The following is an 18,869-nucleotide window of genomic DNA, read 5'->3' on the forward strand; positions in this document are numbered from 1 at the left end:
GGAGGAAATTTTTAGTGGGAAAAATTAAAGTTTGTCTTGTCGATGATAATAGGGAATTAATTAAGTTAATGGAAGAGTATTTCGAGGAACAATCCGATATAGATGTAATTGGAGTTGCTCATAATGGCAGGGATTGTTTATCTATGTTGGAAGAGATGGAACCAGACGTGCTTTTATTAGATATCATAATGCCACATATTGATGGGCTCGCCGTGCTTAATACGCTTCGAAGCCAAGAAGGTCATAAGCCAAATGTTATCATGTTAACAGCGTTTGGGCAGGAAGAAGTGATGAAAAAGGCTGTAGATTTAGGCGCTTCTTATTTTATATTAAAGCCGTTTGATTTGGATCACTTGGCAGATCAAATACGTCAAGTACAGGGAAGTGGTTCGTATTCTTCTCCAAATATGAAACAAACAAACAAAAGAGAGAAGAAAAAGCAGGATTTAGAAGCAAGTATTACGAATATAATTCATGAGATTGGAGTTCCTGCACATATTAAGGGGTATATGTATTTAAGAGAAGCAATTACAATGGTGTACAATGATATTGAGTTATTGGGCTCCATTACAAAGGTTTTGTATCCGGATATAGCTAAGAAATATAATACTACGGCGTCAAGAGTGGAGCGTGCAATTCGTCATGCAATCGAGGTAGCTTGGAGTAGAGGAAATATTGACTCGATATCTGCTCTATTTGGCTACACAATAAGCATTACAAAAGCAAAACCGACCAATTCTGAATTCATTGCAATGGTTGCAGATCGATTACGTCTGGAGCATAAAGCGAGTTAAGTTATTAAAAGCGCAAGCGACTGCTTACGCATGAATGGGACGCAAGGTGAGTAATTATTACTCCAGTCCTATTTGCATGCTAAACAAGCGCTTGCGCTTTTATTATTAATTATTCGAAAAAATGATAATACAAAGAGCGAACTGCCTTACTTAAATCTTCCTTCTTAATCCCAAACATCATAGAGACTTCTGAGGACCCCTGGTTAATCATTTCAATATTTACGTTTGCCTCTGCAAAAGCAGTTGTCGCTTTCTGTGCAACACCAATTGTACTTACTAAGCCTTCTCCAACTACCATTACAATAGCTAGATCACGGTGGATATCAACTTGATCAGGCTGCAGTTCTTCTTTAAAGCGTTGTAAAATAATTTCTTCTTTGTCGCTCCCTAATCTGCTTTCTCTAATAATTATGGACATATCATCAATTCCAGAAGGCGCATGTTCAAAAGAAACCCCTTCTTCTTCTAAGATTTGAAATAACTTTCTTCCAAATCCAACTTCCCGGTTCATTAAATATTTACTTATATAAATGCTGGTAAAGCCTATGTCACTTGCAATGCCAACGACACATTTCTCATCTTGTTTTTTCTCAGAAACGATCATAGTACCAGGTTTGGATGGATTGTTTGTATTCTTAATGCAAACCGGAATTTGAGCATTAAAAGCAGGAATAAGTGCCTCGTCATGAAATACTGAAAATCCGGCATATGACAATTCCCGCATTTCTTTGTAGGTTAATGTTCTAATTTCTTTCGGATTACTTACAATTGTAGGGTTAACTTTGTAAACCGAATCCACATCAGTGAAATTTTCATATAAACTAGCCTTTACCCCAGCTGCAATAATCGACCCTGTGATATCAGAACCTCCCCTGGAAAAGGTCATTAGTTCATCTTCCTCTGTGTAACCAAAGAATCCAGGTATTACCATAATTCCTTCTTTCTCACGAAGAGTACCAATTTTTTTATAGCTTTCCGGAAGAATATGAGCGTTACCTGGCTCATTACTTACAATTATCCCAGCCTGTTTTGGGTTTAAATAATGTGCGTTCAGTCCAAGTTTTTGAAGGTAGGCACTTAAAATTTTTGCAGAGCTATCTTCTCCTATTGCTTTAAGACAATCAATGTTTTCTAGGTCATGCTCTAGGTCGATTAGCCCTTGTTCAATCGAACCCTCTATTTCATCCAATAGGCCTGCTTGTAATGCTAAGGTTTGAATGATATCGTTAAAACGCTGAAGAATTGTTTGTTTAACTTTGTTATAATCCATTTTATGTATGTAGGTATTGCCTAATTCAATTAGTAAATCAGTAATTTTGATGTCCTCTTTTGTTCTTTTTCCAGGTGCAGAAACTACGATGAACTTTCTTGAATCATCCTCCTTAATGATATCTCCTACCTTTTTTAATTGCTCTGCACTTGCTACAGAACTTCCACCAAACTTAACAACTTTCATCAAAAATCCTCCCGAAGAACTTTATTTTTTATTATTAATAATAACAAAATTTTTTTTATTTTAACAGATATAATAAAAACAGAGCAAACAGCCTGTACAGGCATTAAACGGTACTATAACAAAAAAAGACGGTATGTAGCCGCCTTTTTTTATGTATTCTTTTAATTCTTCTTCTTTTCTGTGGTTTGCTTCTTTCTGTCTCTATGGACAATAAAACCACCAATAAATGCAATACCTGCTAAAAACAGCACTAAACCTATAAGAAACTGAATTCCTATATGGAAAAACACCGGATAAAAGTCAGCGAATAAGGAATCTCTCATTAACTTAATTCCAAACGCAGCAATAACACCAGGGATTAGCAGCACTAGTAACGCAATTGTTCTACTCATTTTTCTTCCCCTTAAAAATTTTCTTATTATTAGTATAGCAAAAATGTAATGTAATTGGGAAGAAAGGTTATTTGCTAAAAAATGCAGAGTATCGTATGATAAATACATGCAAAACAATGCAAGGTGGGATGAGATGAAGCGAGTACTTATCGTTGGGGCTGGCAAAGGGGGCAGTGTACTTTTAAACATATTACGCGCAACCAAACGTATGCATATTGTTGCAATTATAGACAAAGACATACATGCAGAGGGATTAAGGCTTGCTAGAAAATTTAATATCCCTTGTGATCATGATTGGAAACATTGGATAGAAAAAGATATAGATATAATTATTGAAGCAACCGGTGACGATAAAGTTCTTGATGAGATCATAGAATGCAGAAATAGAAAGACAGTTGTTATTCCTGGTACAGTAGCTTACATAATTGCGGAGCTTTTTAATGAAAAAGAAGAGTTACTAAAAGAAATTCGCCTGCAAATGGATAACCAAAACCTGATTCTAAATAATATAAGAGATGGAATGATTGTAGTAAATCATACCGGACAAGTAGACTTTGTGAACAGAAGTGCGCAGGAAATTGTTGGGTTAGAAAAGGATGAGTTTGAAGGTAAGCAAATTCATGAAGTGATTCAAAATTCGAGACTGCCAATTGTTCTACGTAATAAAAGAAAAGAAGTCAACCAAAAATTAGTATTGAAAAACGGGAAGCAAATAATTACTACAAGAATTCCTATTATTAATGCGGACGGGAATTTACAGGGCGCTTTTGCCATATTCAAAGATATTACAGAGGTAGTAAACCTGGCCGAAGAAAATACGGACCTCAATGAAATTAAAACAATGCTAGAAGCAATTATCCAATCCTCTGATGAAGCAATTAGTGTAGTGGATGAAAACGGAGTAGGACTGATGATCAATCCAGCATACACAAAAATTACCGGTCTCAAAGAAGAAGACATTGTCGGTGCTCCAGCTTCTGTGGACATCTCCGAGGGAGAGAGTATGCATATGAAGGTGCTACAGACCCGCAGAGCAGTAAGAGGAGTTAGAATGAAGGTTGGGCCAACCAACAAAGATGTGTACGTTAACGTTGCTCCCATAATTGTAGATGGGAAAATTAAAGGTAGTGTAGGAGTCCTCCACGATGTTACGGAAGTCCGGTCTTTGACAAGTGAATTAAAAAGAGCAAGGCAAATTATCCGCAGCTTAGAAGCAAAATACACTTTTGACGACATTATAGGTGGTTCGTCAGAGATGAGGTTAGCTCTGGAGCAGGCAAAAGTAGGGGCAAAGACACCTGCAACTGTTTTGTTGAGGGGAAAGTCGGGTACAGGAAAAGAATTGTTTGCACATGCTATCCACAATGAAAGTGACCGGAAGCATAATAAGTTTATTAGAGTAAACTGTGCTGCAATAGCAGAATCAATTTTAGAAAGTGAATTATTTGGTTATGAAGAGGGAGCCTTTTCTGGTGCAAAGCACGGTGGAAAAAAAGGTTTATTTGAGGAAGCAAATTTGGGGAGTATATTTCTTGATGAAATAGGGGAACTATCGTTAAACATGCAAGCCAAACTTCTTCGAGTACTACAGGAGAATGAAATTGTGCGAGTTGGAGGAACTGATCCTATAACACTTGATGTTAGGGTAATTACAGCCACAAACGTAAACTTGGAAAAGGCAATTATGAATAAAACTTTTAGGGAAGACTTGTATTACCGATTAAATCGATTACCAATTTTTATTCCGAGTCTTCAAGAAAGGTTGTCAGACCTCCCTGAACTAGTTCTGCACATTATAGTGAAGACAAATCAGGATTACGGAAAAAACGTCAAATCTATATCAAATGAGGCGCTTGCTGAATTAAAAAAATATAATTGGCCGGGAAACATCAGGGAATTAGAGAATGTGATAGGTCGGGCAATGATTTATATGGACATTAATGAGGAAGTTATTCAATTAGAGCATTTACCTGAGCTAGGGGTTACAGCAAAAATACCAAACAACCCTACTGCGCCCGATTTAATTGAAGCGCAATCTTTACAACTGGCTGTAGAAAGATATGAAAAAAGCTATATTGCAAAAATATATAAAAAGAACAACTTTAATAAAACTAAAACAGCTAAGGAATTAAAAATTTCAATTAGAAGTTTATACTATAAGCTAGAAAAGTATCAACTTGAATAATTCGGCATGCATTTTTTTGCATTTATGCATAAAGTTGCAGGTGCTATAATAAGAAGATAAAGCGTTTACAGGGTGTCCGTAGTTGGCATGCTTCTTGCATTATCTTTATTAGGGGACGCTAGGAGGGTATGATGCAAACACTAGAAGAAATCAAACAAAAAGTTAGAAAGAAGAGAAAGCAAAAAGTATCCGTGGCAAATCCGGCTGATCAGGAAGTACTTTTAGCAATTAAATATGCTCTTGAACAAGATTTTTGTACCTTTTTATTAGTTGGTGATTCTGAAAAAATACGATCAGCTGCAAATGATATTGCTTTAGAATTAGATCCTCATTATATAACTATTGAGGATGTTAAAGATGAAAATGCAATTGCGAGAGTAGCTGTTTCTGCAGTTCAAAATAGGAAAGCTGATATTTTAATGAAGGGTAATATAACAACTAAATCGTTATTAAGAGCCGTTCTTCATAAGGAATACGGACTAAGGTCAGGACAAGTATTATCCCATGTAGCTCTTTTTGAGATACCAGGCCAAGAACGTTTATTATTCCTTACAGATGCAGCAATGAATATAGACCCAAATCTAAAAGAGAAAACACAAATTATACAAAATGCGGTTAAAGTAGCAAAAGGAATTGGTTATCAATGTCCAAGAGTCGCGATTCTTGCACCAGTTGAAGTTGTAAACGAAGAAATGCAGTCTACAATAGACGCAGCAATTTTGACCCAAATGCAAGTTAGAGGACAAATTACAGGATGTACTGTTGATGGTCCACTCGCATTTGATAATGCCGTTTCCCCTGTAGCTGCCAAACACAAGAACATCCAGTCGGACGTTGCCGGGAAAGCGGATATCCTTTTGGTTCCGTCCATTGAAGTCGGAAATGCACTATACAAATCCTTTGTATATTTTGCCAAGGCTAAGGTGGCGGCTGTTGTTAGTGGTGCTAAGGCTCCAATTGTACTAACATCAAGGTCTGACTCCGCGGAGAGTAAGTTAAATTCATTAGCTTTAGCTTTGTTATCATCAACAACATTTGAGGAGGAGAATTAAAATGGAAATTTTTACTTATATGGAAAAATATGATTATGAACAGTTGGTCTTTTGTCAGGATAAAAGTTCAGGACTAAAAGCAATTATTGCAATCCACGATACAACATTGGGTCCAGCACTGGGAGGTACCAGAATGTGGACTTATAATTCGGAGGAGGAAGCGATAGAAGATGCTTTAAGACTGGCGAAAGGGATGACTTATAAGAACGCTGCAGCCGGCCTTAACTTAGGTGGGGGTAAAACAGTAATTATTGGTGACCCGAAAAAAGATAAAAATCCAGAAATGTTTAGGGCATTTGGTCGTTATATTCAAGGATTAAATGGTCGATACATCACTGCAGAAGACGTTGGGACAACTGTACAAGATATGGACTTAATCCATATGGAAACTGATTTTGTTACAGGTATTTCAGCAGAGGCCGGTTCATCAGGTAATCCTTCTCCAGTTACTGCTTACGGTGTTTATAAAGGAATGAAGGCTGCTGCTAAAGAAGCATTTAACGACGATTCCCTTGAAGGGAAAACAATCGCCGTACAAGGGGTTGGAAATGTGGCGTATGCTTTATGTGAGTACTTACATAAAGAAGGCGCTAAACTAGTTGTTACTGACATCAACAAAGGAGCAGTTGAGCGTGCGGTAGAAGCATTCAATGCAACAGCGGTTGATCCTGATGATATTTATGATGTGGACTGTGATATTTATGCTCCTTGTGCTTTAGGTGCAACAATAAATGATGATACTATTCCAAGAATAAAAGCCAAAGTAATTGCCGGATCTGCTAATAATCAACTAAAATCATCGGAACATGGAGATATCATTTTTGAAAAGGGAATTATATATGCTCCTGATTATGTAATAAATTCTGGTGGTGTAATAAATGTAGCTGATGAATTAGTTGGATATAACGAAGAGAGAGCGCTTAAGAAGGTTGAAACAATTTATGATAGTTTACAAAAGGTATTTGAAATATCCAGAAGAGACCATATTCCTTCTTATGTAGCTGCAGATCGTATGGCTGAAGAGAGAATTGAAGCAGAAAGAAATTCAAGAAGCCAGTTTTTATTAAATGGGCATCATATTCTAAGTAGAAGATAATCTGTAGCTATTAGCAGAGCAACAGTTCCATTAGTGGTGAAATTTCTACACTAATGGACTGTTTACTTTTTCAACGGAGGAAAAATAATTTGAAACCACAATACAGAATACTTGTCATTAATCCCGGGTCTACTTCTACTAAAATTGGTGTATTTGATAATGAGCACTGTATCTTTGAAAAGACACTTCGTCATAACGTTGAAGAGTTGGGTCGTTTCCCCCATGTAGTTGATCAATTTGAATTTAGAAAGCAAGTTATATTGGAGCAGCTCGATTATGAAGGTATCAATATATCAAAATTAAATTCTGTTTGCGGACGTGGTGGTTTGCTTAGAGCAATTGAAGGAGGTACATATCAAGTTAATGATGCGATGCTCCACGATTTAAGGGTTGGATATAACGGTGAACACGCTTCCAATCTAGGAGGAATCCTCGCATATGAGATTGCTTCAGGACTAAATCTAAATGCTTATATAGTCGATCCGGTGGTTGTTGATGAATTAGATGATATTGCACGTTTTTCAGGTGTACCTGAAATTCCTAGAAAAAGTATTTTCCATGCCTTGAATCAGAAAGCAGTTGCACGAAGGGCTGCATCTGACCTAAGTTCCTCTTACGAAGATCTCCATATTATTGTTGCGCATATGGGAGGAGGGATAACAGTTGGAGCCCATAAGAAAGGAAAAGTAATAGATGTCAATAATGGGTTGCATGGGGAAGGGCCATTTTCGCCAGAAAGAGCTGGAACAGTACCAGCCGGGGATCTCGTTTCCATGTGTTTTTCCGGAGGTTACTATAGGGATGAAATAATGAAAAAGCTTGTTGGAAAAGGTGGATTAGTAGCTTATTTAAGTACTAATGATGCATTAGAAGTGGAAAAGAGAATTGAAAGTGGAGATGATTTTTCCCTAAAAGTATATGGGGCTATGGCATATCAGGTTGCAAAAGAAATTGGTTCCATGAGCGCTGTTCTTGAGGGAAATGTAGACGTAATTGTGTTAACCGGCGGATTGGCATATGGAAAGACATTTGTAGAAATGATCACAAGAAGAGTTGGTTGGATAGCAGATACGCTAACATATCCTGGTGAAAATGAACTTACCGCCTTGAATGAAGGAGTACTTCGCGTACTTCGTGAAGAAGAAGAACCAAAGATCTATACTCATAGTTAATTAGGAAGGAGTGTAATTTGTATGGCAAAGGAATACGATTTAGTTATTTTAGGCGGAGGAACTGGCGGCTACGTTGCTGCTATACGGGCTGCACAAATTGGCATGCAGGTAGCCGTTGTAGAAAAAGAAAAGTTAGGCGGAACTTGCCTGCACCGTGGATGTATACCTTCAAAAGCATTACTAAGAAGTGCAGAAGTATACCGACAGACAAAGCAAGCTGGTGAATTTGGTATAGCTACAGAAAACACTACTTTAAATTTTCCAAAAGTACAAGAAAGAAAAGACAGCATTGTGAGCATACTGCATCAAGGTGTAAAAGGATTGATGAAAAAAGGTAAGATAGATGTTTTTGAGGGATATGGTCGGATACTGGGTCCAAGTATTTTCTCTCCTATGCCAGGAACTATTTCCATTGAATACGCAAATGGTGATGAAAACACAATGATTGTTCCTAAAAATGTGCTAATTGCTACAGGCTCAAGACCTAAATCCTTGCCTGGACTTACGTTGGATGGAACATATGTAATGAGTTCTGATGACGCTTTACAGATGGAAGAATTACCTGATTCCATAATTATTGTAGGTGGTGGGGTAATTGGAATTGAGTGGGCATCGATGCTAGCTGATTTTGGTGTGAAAGTTACAGTAATCGAATACTTAGCAAATATTTTGCCTACAGAGGATGAAGCGATTGCAAAGGAAGTTGAGAAACAGTTAAAGAATAAGGGAATTACCTTTGTGAAAAATGCCAAAGTCTTACCTGATACACTTGAAATCAATAATATGGTCTCCATTAAGGCAGAACTTGCTGAGGAAAAGAAAGAGTTTAATGCTGACAAGATGCTTGTTTCGGTTGGACGTGAAGCTAATACGACGAACATTGGATTGGAGAATACGGATATTGTAGTGGATAAAGGCTTCATAAAGACAAATGATTACTATCAGACAAAAGAGACACATATTTACGCAATTGGTGACGTAATAGGTGGAATGCAACTGGCACATGTTGCTTCCCATGAGGGAATTGTTGCTGTAGAACACATGGCCGATGAAAACCCAGAACCACTTAATTACAATAATATACCTTCATGTATCTATTCTAATCCTGAAGCAGCAAGCGTTGGACTAACAGAAAAACAAGCCAATGAAGCAGGCTTTCAAACGAAAGTCGGTAAATTCCCGTTTAAAGCGATAGGGAAAGCACTTGTGCATGGTGACTCAGATGGATTTGTAAAAATAATTGCTGATAAACAAACAGATGATTTGTTAGGTGTTCACATGGTAGGACCACATGTAACTGACATGATTTCTGAAGCAGGTTTGGCAAAAGTGTTAGACGCCACCCCTTGGGAAATAGCAAGTACAGTCCACCCACACCCAACTCTTTCAGAGATAATGGGAGAAGCTGCCTTGGCAGTGGAAGGAAAACAAATTCACGGATAACTAAAGGAGTGAGATGTATGTCTAAGGAACGTCATGAAGCATTAGGATTATCTGATGACCAGGTTCTGGAAATGTTTAAGACTATGCTACTGGCCAGAAAATTAGATGAAAGAATGTGGTTATTAAATCGAGCCGGGAAAATTCCGTTTGTCATATCCTGTCAAGGACAGGAGGCTGCACAAGTAGGGGCTTCCTTTGCTTTAGATAGAGATAAAGATTATGTGGCACCATATTATCGTGATATGGGTGTTGTACTTGCCTTCGGAATGACTGCTACCGAATTAATGCTCTCTGGTTTTGCCAAAGCTGAGGATCCGAATTCAGGCGGGAGACAAATGCCAGGGCATTTTGGTCAAAAGAAAAACAGAATTTTAACTGGTTCTTCACCAGTAACAACTCAAGTTCCCCATGCTGTTGGGGTTGCACTTGCTGCAAAAATGGAGAAAAAGGATTTTGTATCGTTTGTAACGTTGGGAGAGGGATCATCCAATCAGGGTGATTTTCATGAAGGGTTAAATTTCGCCGGTGTTCATAAATTACCTGTTATCACTATGGTTGAAAACAATAAATATGCAATTTCTGTCCCGATTGAAAAGCAGATAGCAAGTAAAAATGTGTCAGACAGGGCCCAAGGATATGGTATGCCTGGCATCACGGTTGATGGAAACGACCCCCTCGCTGTATATAAAGCTGTAAAAGAAGCAAGAGAACGTGCAGTAAAAGGAGAGGGCCCGTCACTGATTGAGGCAGTTTCTTACCGTTTAACAGCCCATTCAAGTGATGATGATGATCGTCAATACAGGGCAAGTGATGAAGTGGAAGAAGCTAAACAAAAGGATTCCATTATTACTTTTGCAGCCTATCTTAAAGAAGAAGGTATTTTAACAGAGGAAATTGAAAAAGAGTTAAACCAGGAAATCAGTTCAGTTGTTAACGAGGCAACAGATTATGCAGAAAATGCTCCATATGCAAATCCGGAAGATGCTTTAAAATTTGTTTATGAAGAGTAAGGAGGGAGTAAAATAATATGCCAGTAATGTCTTATATTCAAGCAATAACTACTGCTCTAAAAGAAGAAATGAAACGTGATGAAAAAGTATTTATATTAGGTGAGGACGTAGGTAAAAAAGGCGGTGTGTTCCGAGCAACTGATGGACTTTATGATGAATTCGGAGAAGCACGGGTATTGGATACTCCTCTTGCTGAATCGGCTATTGCGGGAGTTGGTATAGGTGCAGCAATGTACGGTATGCGACCAGTTGCCGAAATGCAGTTTGCAGATTTTATCATGCCAGCTGTTAACCAGATTATATCCGAAGCAGCAAAAATCAGATATCGTTCAAACAATGACTGGAATGTACCCATTACAATTAGAGCTCCTTACGGTGGAGGAGTGCATGGTGCTTTGTACCATTCCCAGTCTGTTGAGGCAATTTTTGCGAATCAACCAGGCTTAAAGATTGTAATGCCATCAACTCCTTATGATGCGAAAGGACTATTAAAGGCTGCTATTAGAGATAATGACCCTGTTCTTTTCTTTGAGCATAAACGCGCCTATCGTTTACTTAAAGGAGAGGTTCCTGAGGAGGATTATGTATTACCTATTGGGAAGGCAGATGTCAAGCGGGATGGTTCCGATATTACTGTCATCACTTATGGATTAAGTGTCCACTTTGCTTTACAGGCTGCTGAAAAACTTGCTGAAGACGGTATCGATACACATATTTTGGACCTTAGAACTGTCTACCCACTAGATAAGGAAGCAATTATAGATGCAGCAAAAAAGACTGGTAAAGTTTTATTGGTTACAGAAGACAATAAAGAAGGAAGTATTATTGGAGAGGTGGCAGCAATTATTGCAGAAAATTGCTTATTTGATTTGGACGCTCCAATCAGTCGCTTAGCAGGTCCTGATGTTCCTTCTATGCCATATGCTCCAACAATGGAGAAATTCTTTATGATTAATCCAGATAAAGTAGAAAAAGCAATGCGAGAGCTAGCTGAATTTTAAAATATCATGCTTTGCATATTTACTAGAAGGAGGAAAGAAGGATGGCCCAAGAGAAAATTAACATGCCGCAATTAGGTGAGAGTGTAACTGAAGGTACGATTAGTTCTTGGTTGGTTGCTCCAGGAGATAAAGTGAACAAATATGATCCAATCGCTGAAGTAATGACTGATAAAGTGAATGCGGAGGTTCCATCCTCATTTACTGGCACAATTAAAGAGCTTGTGGCAGATGAGGGACAGACAATTGAAGTAGGAGAATTAATGTGCTATATCGACACGGAAGAGAGTCAATCAGGTGTAGCTAAGGAAGAGTCTCCTGAGAAAGCGGTTCGTGAAAGTAGTGAAGAAGTAAAAAGCGAGACTGATACATCAATGAAAAAACGATATTCTCCCGCAGTGCTACGTATGGCTCAGGAAAACGATATTGATTTGTCACAAGTGAAGGGAAGTGGCAGACAGGGAAGAATTACGAGAAAAGATATTGAGAAAATTATTAAATCAGGTAATGTTCCACAAGAAAGCACAACAGCAAATGAAGGTGCTGCAAATCATCCTAAAACTGAACAAAGTAAAATGAAGCCTGAACAACACCAATCAGTAACATCTGCAGCAGGTGATATTGAAATACCAGTCACAGGGGTTCGTAAAGTTATCGCCCAAAATATGGTGCGCTCAACGCAGGAGATCCCCCATGCATGGATGACGGTTGAAGTGGATGTAACAGAGTTAGTTACATACCGAAATAAAGTGAAAAATGATTTTAAACAGAAGGAAGGCTTCAGTTTAACCTTCTTTGCTTTCTTTGTAAAAGCTGTTGCTCAGGCTCTTAAAGAATATCCACAACTAAACAGTACTTGGGCAGAAGATAAGATTATTCAGAGGAAAGATATAAATTTATCAATTGCCGTAGCAAAAGATCAGGAATTATTTGTACCTGTTATTAAGCATGCAGACGAGAAAAGTATAAAGGGTATTGCTAGAGACATATACGAACTAGCGGTGAAAGCTCGCTCAAATAAGCTTACTTCTTCGGATATGCAGGGAGGAACCTTCACTGTGAATAATACGGGCTCATTTGGTTCTATCCATTCTATGGGAGTTATTAATCACCCTCAGGCAGCTATTCTTCAAGTTGAATCTATAGTTAAGCGACCTGTTATTGTAAATGACATGTTTGCTGCAAGAGATATGGTTAACCTTTCCTTATCGTTAGATCATCGAATCCTCGATGGATTGGTTTGCGGACAATTCTTAGCACGTGTGAAAGAAATATTGGAAAATATGAATTCATCTACCAGCTTATACTAAGCAATGAAGGGTATTACTTCTTGTATTGAGTATAGATTACAATTAAGCATTAATTATCTATACAGTTTGTAGCTGAGATATAATGTAAATTTGCTAACATAGCTCTTTGATTAACAGTTCTACTACAATCGTTGTATAACTACTTAGAATTGAATTCTGGAAATAAAATTGATATGCTATTGTTAGTTTTTACAAATACTATGAAAGAAGGGGATGTACTTACTATGGATTTCAACTTATTTATGAATGATGTAGTGGACGCTGCACGTCAGGATATAAGAGAAGCTGGTTATGAGGAATTGAAAACACCCGAAGAAGTTGATCAGGCTCTTAGCAGACAAGGCACGACTCTTGTGATGATTAACTCTGTGTGTGGTTGTGCTGGTGGTGTAGCTCGTCCAGCTGCAGCAAATGCCATTCATTATGATAAAAGACCAGATCATCTTGTTACCGTATTTGCAGGACAAGATCGTGAAGCTACTGAAAAAGCACGTGAATATTTTGAGGGATATCCTCCTTCTTCACCGTCTTTTGCCTTCCTAAATGATGGTGAAATTGTAACTATGTTAGAAAGACATGATATTGAAGGATTCAGCGCCATGGATGTAATTGGAAAACTGCAGAATATCTTTGATGATCACTGTAAAGAAGTATAATTATATTACCTGAAATTTATTATTATACCGTATCTATATGGTAAAATAATAATCATGAGGCTGTCTCTAGGTTACTTAGGTCAGTCTCATTTTATTCATTTGATTATTTAAAAGGGGAAAAACAATGTGAAGATTGGCTATCGCACAATTAAAACAGCAATTGGGACTCCGCTAGCTATTTCAGTTGCCCAGTTATTAGGTGTTACCAACTTCGTATCAGCAGGAATATTAACTATATTATGTATTCAACCATCAAGAAAACAATCCTTTTTAAGTGCTTGGAATCGTTTTTCAGCTTGTATTATTGCAACGATCTATTCATTTATATTTTTTGAAACAATAGGTTACAATCCACTAGTTGTTGGGCTTATGCTTGCTGTTTTTATTCCAACTACTGTTTATTTGAATATTACGCAAGGGATCGCTACAAGTTCTGTAATTATATTAAATTTATATAGTGCCTCTTATATGTCTATTTCTTTTCTAGTTGACCAATTTTTGCTTATTATTATTGGAGTAGGTATAGGTCTGCTACTGAACTTGTATATGCCAAGTTTAGATAAAAAGTTGACTGAAAAACAAATGCAACTGGAAGAAAATTTTCAAGTAGTATTGTTTGAAATAGCTCAATACATAAGAAATGAAAATATTGATTGGGACGGTAAGGAAATTACTAAAATACAAGAACTACTAGAGGAAGCTCATGATTTAGTAGAAAGAGATCAAGAGAATCATCTGTTACGAAATCGACATCCTTTTAGGGATTATTTTAATATGCGAGAAAGACAGTTTGAGTTATTACAGCGCATGTTACCTCTTGTAACTAAATTACCGAAACAATATTCCATATCGGAGAAGATAGCAAACTTTTTTGAAGGTTTATCAAATGCAGTCCATCCAGGTAACACAGCAATTCTATATTTGGAAGAACTGGAGGAATTGCGAAAAACTTTTGATGAGGAAGATTTACCTACCTCCAGAGAGGAATTTGAAACAAGAGCAAATTTATTTCGTTTGCTGCATGAGATAGAACAGTATTTGCTGATAAAGAAGAAATTTAAATCAAGTGATGTTTCAAGCAAAAGATCCAAAATAAAAAAGAGACTGGAGTAAACTCCAGTCCTTCATATCCGGCTCTGTTTTATTATATGAATAACGACAATCCAGCTGTCAATGAAGAGAGAACCATTGCAATAATCATAATGTAAATAATAACTTTAGCCCTGCGTTCGCGTTTTGACTTTCTTTTTGCAGCCATGTTTCGTCCTCCTTTAGTACCTGATTCTATTTGTATTCTATCGTGAAACAGGAGATTGGACAAGTACTAAATATAGAAATAAATAAACGTTTTATAAGAATGGAGGTTTCTAAATGAAAGAATCAACTAACAATAAAGCTAAATGGGATGATCAGGTTGAGTCTATAATAAAGCGCTTTCCTGAAAGGAAGGAGAAGTTTACAACATCCTCTGATATGGAAGTTAAGCGACTATATTCTGATGAAAGCAATGAAGAAATACATAAATTGGGTTATCCGGGGCAATACCCGTACACAAGAGGAATCCAACCCACTATGTACCGTAGCCGTTTTTGGACGATGAGACAATATGCGGGCTTTGGTTCCGCAACGGAGACAAATAAGCGATTCCGTTATTTATTAGACCAAGGGCAAACCGGGCTATCTGTAGCTTTTGACTTGCCAACTCAAATTGGCTATGATTCTGATGATGTCATGTCTGAAGGAGAAGTCGGGAAAGTTGGTGTAGCAATAGATACACTACATGACATGGAGCAATTATTAGACCAGATTCCCCTGGATAAGGTAAGTACTTCAATGACAATAAATGCTCCAGCATCTGTACTATTATGCATGTATATTGCTGTAGGGGAGAAACAAGGTGTGTCTCTAGATAAATTAACGGGGACGATTCAAAATGACATCTTAAAAGAATATATTGCCAGAGGGACTTATATCTATCCACCAAAACCTTCTATGAGATTGATAACGAATATATTCGAATTTTGTCAACAGCATGTTCCGAAATTTAATACAATTAGTATTTCAGGTTATCATATAAGGGAAGCTGGTTCTAACGCAGTTCAAGAAGTAGCTTTTACGATAGCAAATGGTATGGCATATGTAGATGCAGCGTTGGCATCCGGATTGGATATCGATACATTTGCATCACGTTTATCTTTCTTCTTCAATGCACACAATAACTTTTTTGAGGAAATAGCTAAGTTTCGTGCAGCTAGGAGAATTTGGGCAAAAATCATGAAAGAACACTACAAAGCCAAAAATTCTAAAAGTTGGAAAATGCGCTTTCATACACAAACAGGTGGGTCGACATTAACCGCCCAGCAACCGGATAACAACATTGTTAGGGTTACATTACAAGCTCTGGCAGCAGTTATGGGGGGAACGCAAAGCCTACATACAAACTCCCGTGATGAAGCACTCTCACTACCTACAGAAAGCTCTGCTAGAATTGCCTTACGAACACAACAAATAATCGCAAATGAAAGCGGTGTCGCTGATACAATTGATCCGATGGGAGGTTCTTACTATGTAGAAGAACTAACAGATCAAATAGAGAAAGAAGTTAATAAGTATCTTGATCGAATCTCTGAAATAGGCGGTGCTGTTCAAGCAGTAGAAGAAGGTTATATGCAAAGAGAAATACATCAAAACGCATATGAAACACAAAAAAAGATTGAAAAAGAAGAAGAAGTAATTGTTGGACTAAATAAATTCCAATTGGATGAAGAAGTAAATCCTGACCTTCTTAAAGTAGATGAGAAACTTGAGAAGGAGCAAGTTAACAACTTGAAAAAAATTCGAAAAGAACGCAATCAGGATGAGGTTTCAAAAACTCTCGAAAGATTAAGAGAAAGTGCAAAAAATAAAAATAGTAATTTAATACCTTATATTTTGGCTGCTGTAAAGGCATATGCAACTCTTGGAGAGATATGCAATGTATTACGTGATGAATTTGGTGAGTATACAGGGGTATAAAGGGGAGATATAAATTGGGGAAAATTCGTGTATTAGTAGCAAAACCGGGTTTGGACGGTCATGATCGAGGAGCGTTAGTAATATCTCAGGCATTAAGAGATCACGGTATGGAAGTGATTTATACAGGATTACGCCAATCACCTGCACAGATTGCACAAGCAGCTGTTCAAGAGGACGTAGATGTAATAGGTTTATCATCCTTATCAGGTGCTCATAAAACCTTATTTCCTAAAGTGTTAGAAGAATTAAGTAAGCGAGATGCTGAGGACATTCCAGTAATAGGAGGAGGAGTCATACCGAGTGAAGATATCCCTTTTTTGCTGGAAAAAGGGATTAAAAATATTTTTACAAGTGGCTCATCAACCGAAGCATTAGCGAACTATATTCAGGAATTAATTGATCCTGGTACGAAAGAAATGGTTCCACCAAAGAAAATAGCTCATATAGGCATAGCGGTAAAGAGTATTGATCATGCACTCCCATTTTATACAGGAGCTTTAGGATTGACTCTGGAGGGTGTTGAAAAAGTAGAATCAGAAGGTGTTAAAGTTGCCTTTTTGAAAATTGGGGAGTCACGGTTTGAGTTACTAGAGCCTTTAGATGGGAATTCGCCAATTCAAGGATTTCTAGATAAAAAAGGAGAAGGAATTCATCACATAGCACTGGAAGTAGATGATATAAATGATAGATTGAAAAAATATAAATCTGAAAGTATTAAACTAATTAATGATGAACCAAAAAAAGGTGCTGATCATAGCGAAATCGCCTTTATCCACCCTAAATCTGCCAACGGGGTATTATTTGAACTATGTCAGCATTTAGGCAGGAGTGAAGACTGATGGATATTTTTGATAAAATTAATGAATTATACGATAAACGCAGATTAGTGGAACTAGGCGGCGGAGATGAAAAAATTGATAAGCAACATGCCAAGGGAAAGATGACAGCTAGGGAAAGGATCGATTATCTTCTGGATCACGGCAGCTTTGTTGAATTAAATCCTTTTATCGAACACCGAGTTTCTGATTTTGGCATGAACAGTAATTCTGCTAAAGGGGAAGGTGTTGTCACAGGTTACGGGAAAATATCCGGTAAACCTATATATTTGTTTGCACAGGATTTTACCGTATATGGTGGGGCTTTAGGAGAAATGCACGGCAAAAAAATTGCTGCTGTAATGGACTTAGCCGCAAAGAACGGTGTTCCTTTCATCGGGCTAAATGACTCTGGTGGAGCTAGAATACAAGAGGGAGTGTCTTCGTTAGATGGATATGGGCAAGTGTTTTATCGAAACTCCATCTATTCCGGTGTAATTCCACAAATATCTGTTATTATGGGGCCGAGCGCTGGTGGGGCTGTTTATTCACCGGCAATTACCGACTTTGTAATTATGGTTGAAGAAACGTCACAAATGTTTATTACTGGTCCAAAAGTAATTGAAACTGTAACTGGTGAGAAGATTTCTTCGGAAGATTTAGGAGGGGCACATATTCATAATGCGAAAAGCGGCAATGCCCATATTAAGTCAAAAAACGAAGAAGAAGCTTTGAATGCAGTTCGAAGGTTAATTTCTTACTTACCTGCAAATAACGAGGAAAAAACGGAAAAGCTTTCTGTTGAGCAAACAGAGTCTGATGAACGACCGGAACTAACGGATATTGTTCCTTTTAATGCTAGAAGCCCATATGACGTGAAAAATGTAATTGAACAAGTTGCCGATAAGAATAGCTTCTATGAAATTCATAAGCATTTTGCAAAAAATATTGTCGTAGGATTTGCCAGAATTAAAGGGGAAACAGTAGGCTTGGTATGTAATCAACCTAAATATTTAGCTGGCGGATTGGATATAGATTCAAGTGATAAAGCAGCCAGGTTTATTAGATTTTGTGATTCATTTAATATTCCATTAGTAACTTTTGAAGATGTTACAGGTTTCTTCCCTGGTGTTAAACAGGAACATGGAGGTATCATCCGACATGGAGCTAAAATTCTTTATGCCTATTCAGAAGCAACTGTGCCCAAGATAACTGTAATCATTAGAAAAGCATATGGTGGAGCTTATGTAGCATTAAATAGTAAATCAATAGGTGCTGATTTAGTCTATGCTTGGCCAAACGCAGAGATTGCTGTAATGGGGCCTGATGGGGCTGCAGGGTTGGGGATGGTTGACGATGTCATCGATCCAAGAGAGACGCGGATAAAATTGATTCAGGCACTAGAAATGCTCTATAATAAGAAGGAAGAAAGACCAATGAAGAAGCACGGAAATATTCCACTATAAAAGCATTAA

17 protein-coding genes are annotated in these 18,869 nt (G+C 37.6%); 14 read left to right on the forward strand and 3 right to left on the reverse strand.

All coding sequences use genetic code 11. The annotated features are described in order from the left end of the window. Positions 1 to 14: 14 nt before the first annotated feature. Positions 15 to 794 (forward strand): sporulation transcription factor Spo0A, encoded by a 780-nt coding sequence (gene spo0A, locus X953_RS09805; RefSeq protein WP_040955401.1) that lies wholly within the window; start codon positions 15 to 17, stop codon positions 792 to 794. A gap of 109 nt (positions 795 to 903) precedes the next feature. On the opposite strand, the gene X953_RS09810 is transcribed toward spo0A, so the two are convergent. Both X953_RS09810 and X953_RS09815 read right to left on the reverse strand, forming a co-directional pair. After that, positions 904 to 2,250 carry an aspartate kinase gene (locus X953_RS09810; RefSeq protein ID WP_040955402.1) on the reverse strand — a complete coding sequence of 449 codons (1,347 nt, stop codon included), beginning with the start codon at positions 2,248 to 2,250 and terminating at the stop codon, positions 904 to 906. Positions 2,251 to 2,411: 161 nt separating this feature from the next. Next, complete coding sequence (locus X953_RS09815) at positions 2,412 to 2,642, reverse strand: DUF2627 domain-containing protein (protein WP_040955403.1); 231 nt, start codon at positions 2,640 to 2,642, stop codon at positions 2,412 to 2,414. Between the two features lie 133 nt (positions 2,643 to 2,775). Between X953_RS09815 and X953_RS09820 the strand changes: the two genes are divergently transcribed. From X953_RS09820 to X953_RS09865, 10 genes are all read left to right on the forward strand, one after another. Next, a complete protein-coding gene (locus X953_RS09820) occupies positions 2,776 to 4,827 on the forward strand; it encodes a sigma-54-dependent Fis family transcriptional regulator (protein WP_040955404.1) in 2,052 nt (683 codons plus the stop codon). Positions 4,828 to 4,958: 131 nt separating this feature from the next. Next, a complete protein-coding gene (yqiS, locus tag X953_RS09825) occupies positions 4,959 to 5,879 on the forward strand; it encodes a phosphate butyryltransferase (RefSeq protein WP_040955405.1) in 921 nt (306 codons plus the stop codon). Position 5,880: 1 nt separating this feature from the next. Further along, entirely contained in the window at positions 5,881 to 6,975 is a 1,095-nt protein-coding gene (bcd, locus tag X953_RS09830; RefSeq protein ID WP_040955406.1) for a branched-chain amino acid dehydrogenase, read from the forward strand. Positions 6,976 to 7,028: 53 nt separating this feature from the next. Further along, positions 7,029 to 8,147 carry a butyrate kinase gene (buk, locus tag X953_RS09835; RefSeq protein ID WP_052350106.1) on the forward strand — a complete coding sequence of 373 codons (1,119 nt, stop codon included), beginning with the start codon at positions 7,029 to 7,031 and terminating at the stop codon, positions 8,145 to 8,147. Between the two features lie 21 nt (positions 8,148 to 8,168). Next, a complete protein-coding gene (lpdA, locus tag X953_RS09840) occupies positions 8,169 to 9,590 on the forward strand; it encodes a dihydrolipoyl dehydrogenase (RefSeq protein WP_040955408.1) in 1,422 nt (473 codons plus the stop codon). 17 nt (positions 9,591 to 9,607) lie between these two features. Beyond that, on the forward strand, positions 9,608 to 10,600 hold the full coding sequence (locus X953_RS09845) for a thiamine pyrophosphate-dependent dehydrogenase E1 component subunit alpha (protein WP_040955409.1): 993 nt from the start codon (positions 9,608 to 9,610) through the stop codon (positions 10,598 to 10,600). Between the two features lie 17 nt (positions 10,601 to 10,617). Further along, positions 10,618 to 11,601: an alpha-ketoacid dehydrogenase subunit beta gene (locus X953_RS09850; RefSeq protein ID WP_040955410.1), complete on the forward strand. Its 984-nt coding sequence runs from the start codon at positions 10,618 to 10,620 to the stop codon at positions 11,599 to 11,601. Between the two features lie 41 nt (positions 11,602 to 11,642). After that, complete coding sequence (locus X953_RS09855; protein ID WP_040955411.1) at positions 11,643 to 12,908, forward strand: dihydrolipoamide acetyltransferase family protein; 1,266 nt, start codon at positions 11,643 to 11,645, stop codon at positions 12,906 to 12,908. A gap of 224 nt (positions 12,909 to 13,132) precedes the next feature. Then, entirely contained in the window at positions 13,133 to 13,564 is a 432-nt protein-coding gene (locus tag X953_RS09860; RefSeq protein WP_040957072.1) for a BrxA/BrxB family bacilliredoxin, read from the forward strand. Positions 13,565 to 13,690: 126 nt separating this feature from the next. Then, positions 13,691 to 14,677 (forward strand): aromatic acid exporter family protein, encoded by a 987-nt coding sequence (locus X953_RS09865; protein ID WP_040955412.1) that lies wholly within the window; start codon positions 13,691 to 13,693, stop codon positions 14,675 to 14,677. Positions 14,678 to 14,708: 31 nt separating this feature from the next. Here X953_RS09865 and prli42 read toward each other — a convergent pair whose 3' ends face one another. Then, positions 14,709 to 14,822, reverse strand: a complete 114-nt coding sequence (gene prli42, locus X953_RS19820; RefSeq protein WP_156958479.1) for a stressosome-associated protein Prli42 — start codon at positions 14,820 to 14,822, stop codon at positions 14,709 to 14,711. A gap of 113 nt (positions 14,823 to 14,935) precedes the next feature. On the opposite strand from prli42, the gene X953_RS09870 reads away from it, so the two are divergent. From X953_RS09870 to X953_RS09880, 3 genes are read left to right on the forward strand one after another with little or no spacing between them, the layout of a single operon-like run. After that, a complete protein-coding gene (locus tag X953_RS09870; RefSeq protein WP_040955413.1) occupies positions 14,936 to 16,579 on the forward strand; it encodes a methylmalonyl-CoA mutase in 1,644 nt (547 codons plus the stop codon). 14 nt (positions 16,580 to 16,593) lie between these two features. After that, positions 16,594 to 17,418, forward strand: coding sequence for a methylmalonyl-CoA epimerase (gene mce / locus X953_RS09875; RefSeq protein WP_040955414.1), 825 nt, complete (start codon positions 16,594 to 16,596; stop codon positions 17,416 to 17,418). Further along, entirely contained in the window at positions 17,418 to 18,860 is a 1,443-nt protein-coding gene (locus X953_RS09880) for an acyl-CoA carboxylase subunit beta (RefSeq protein WP_040955415.1), read from the forward strand. Before mce ends, X953_RS09880 begins: the two co-directional genes overlap by 1 nt. Positions 18,861 to 18,869 lie beyond the last annotated feature (9 nt).

It is taken from the genome of Virgibacillus sp. SK37 (assembly GCF_000725285.1).
GTDB lineage: Bacteria > Bacillota > Bacilli > Bacillales > Amphibacillaceae > Virgibacillus_Q.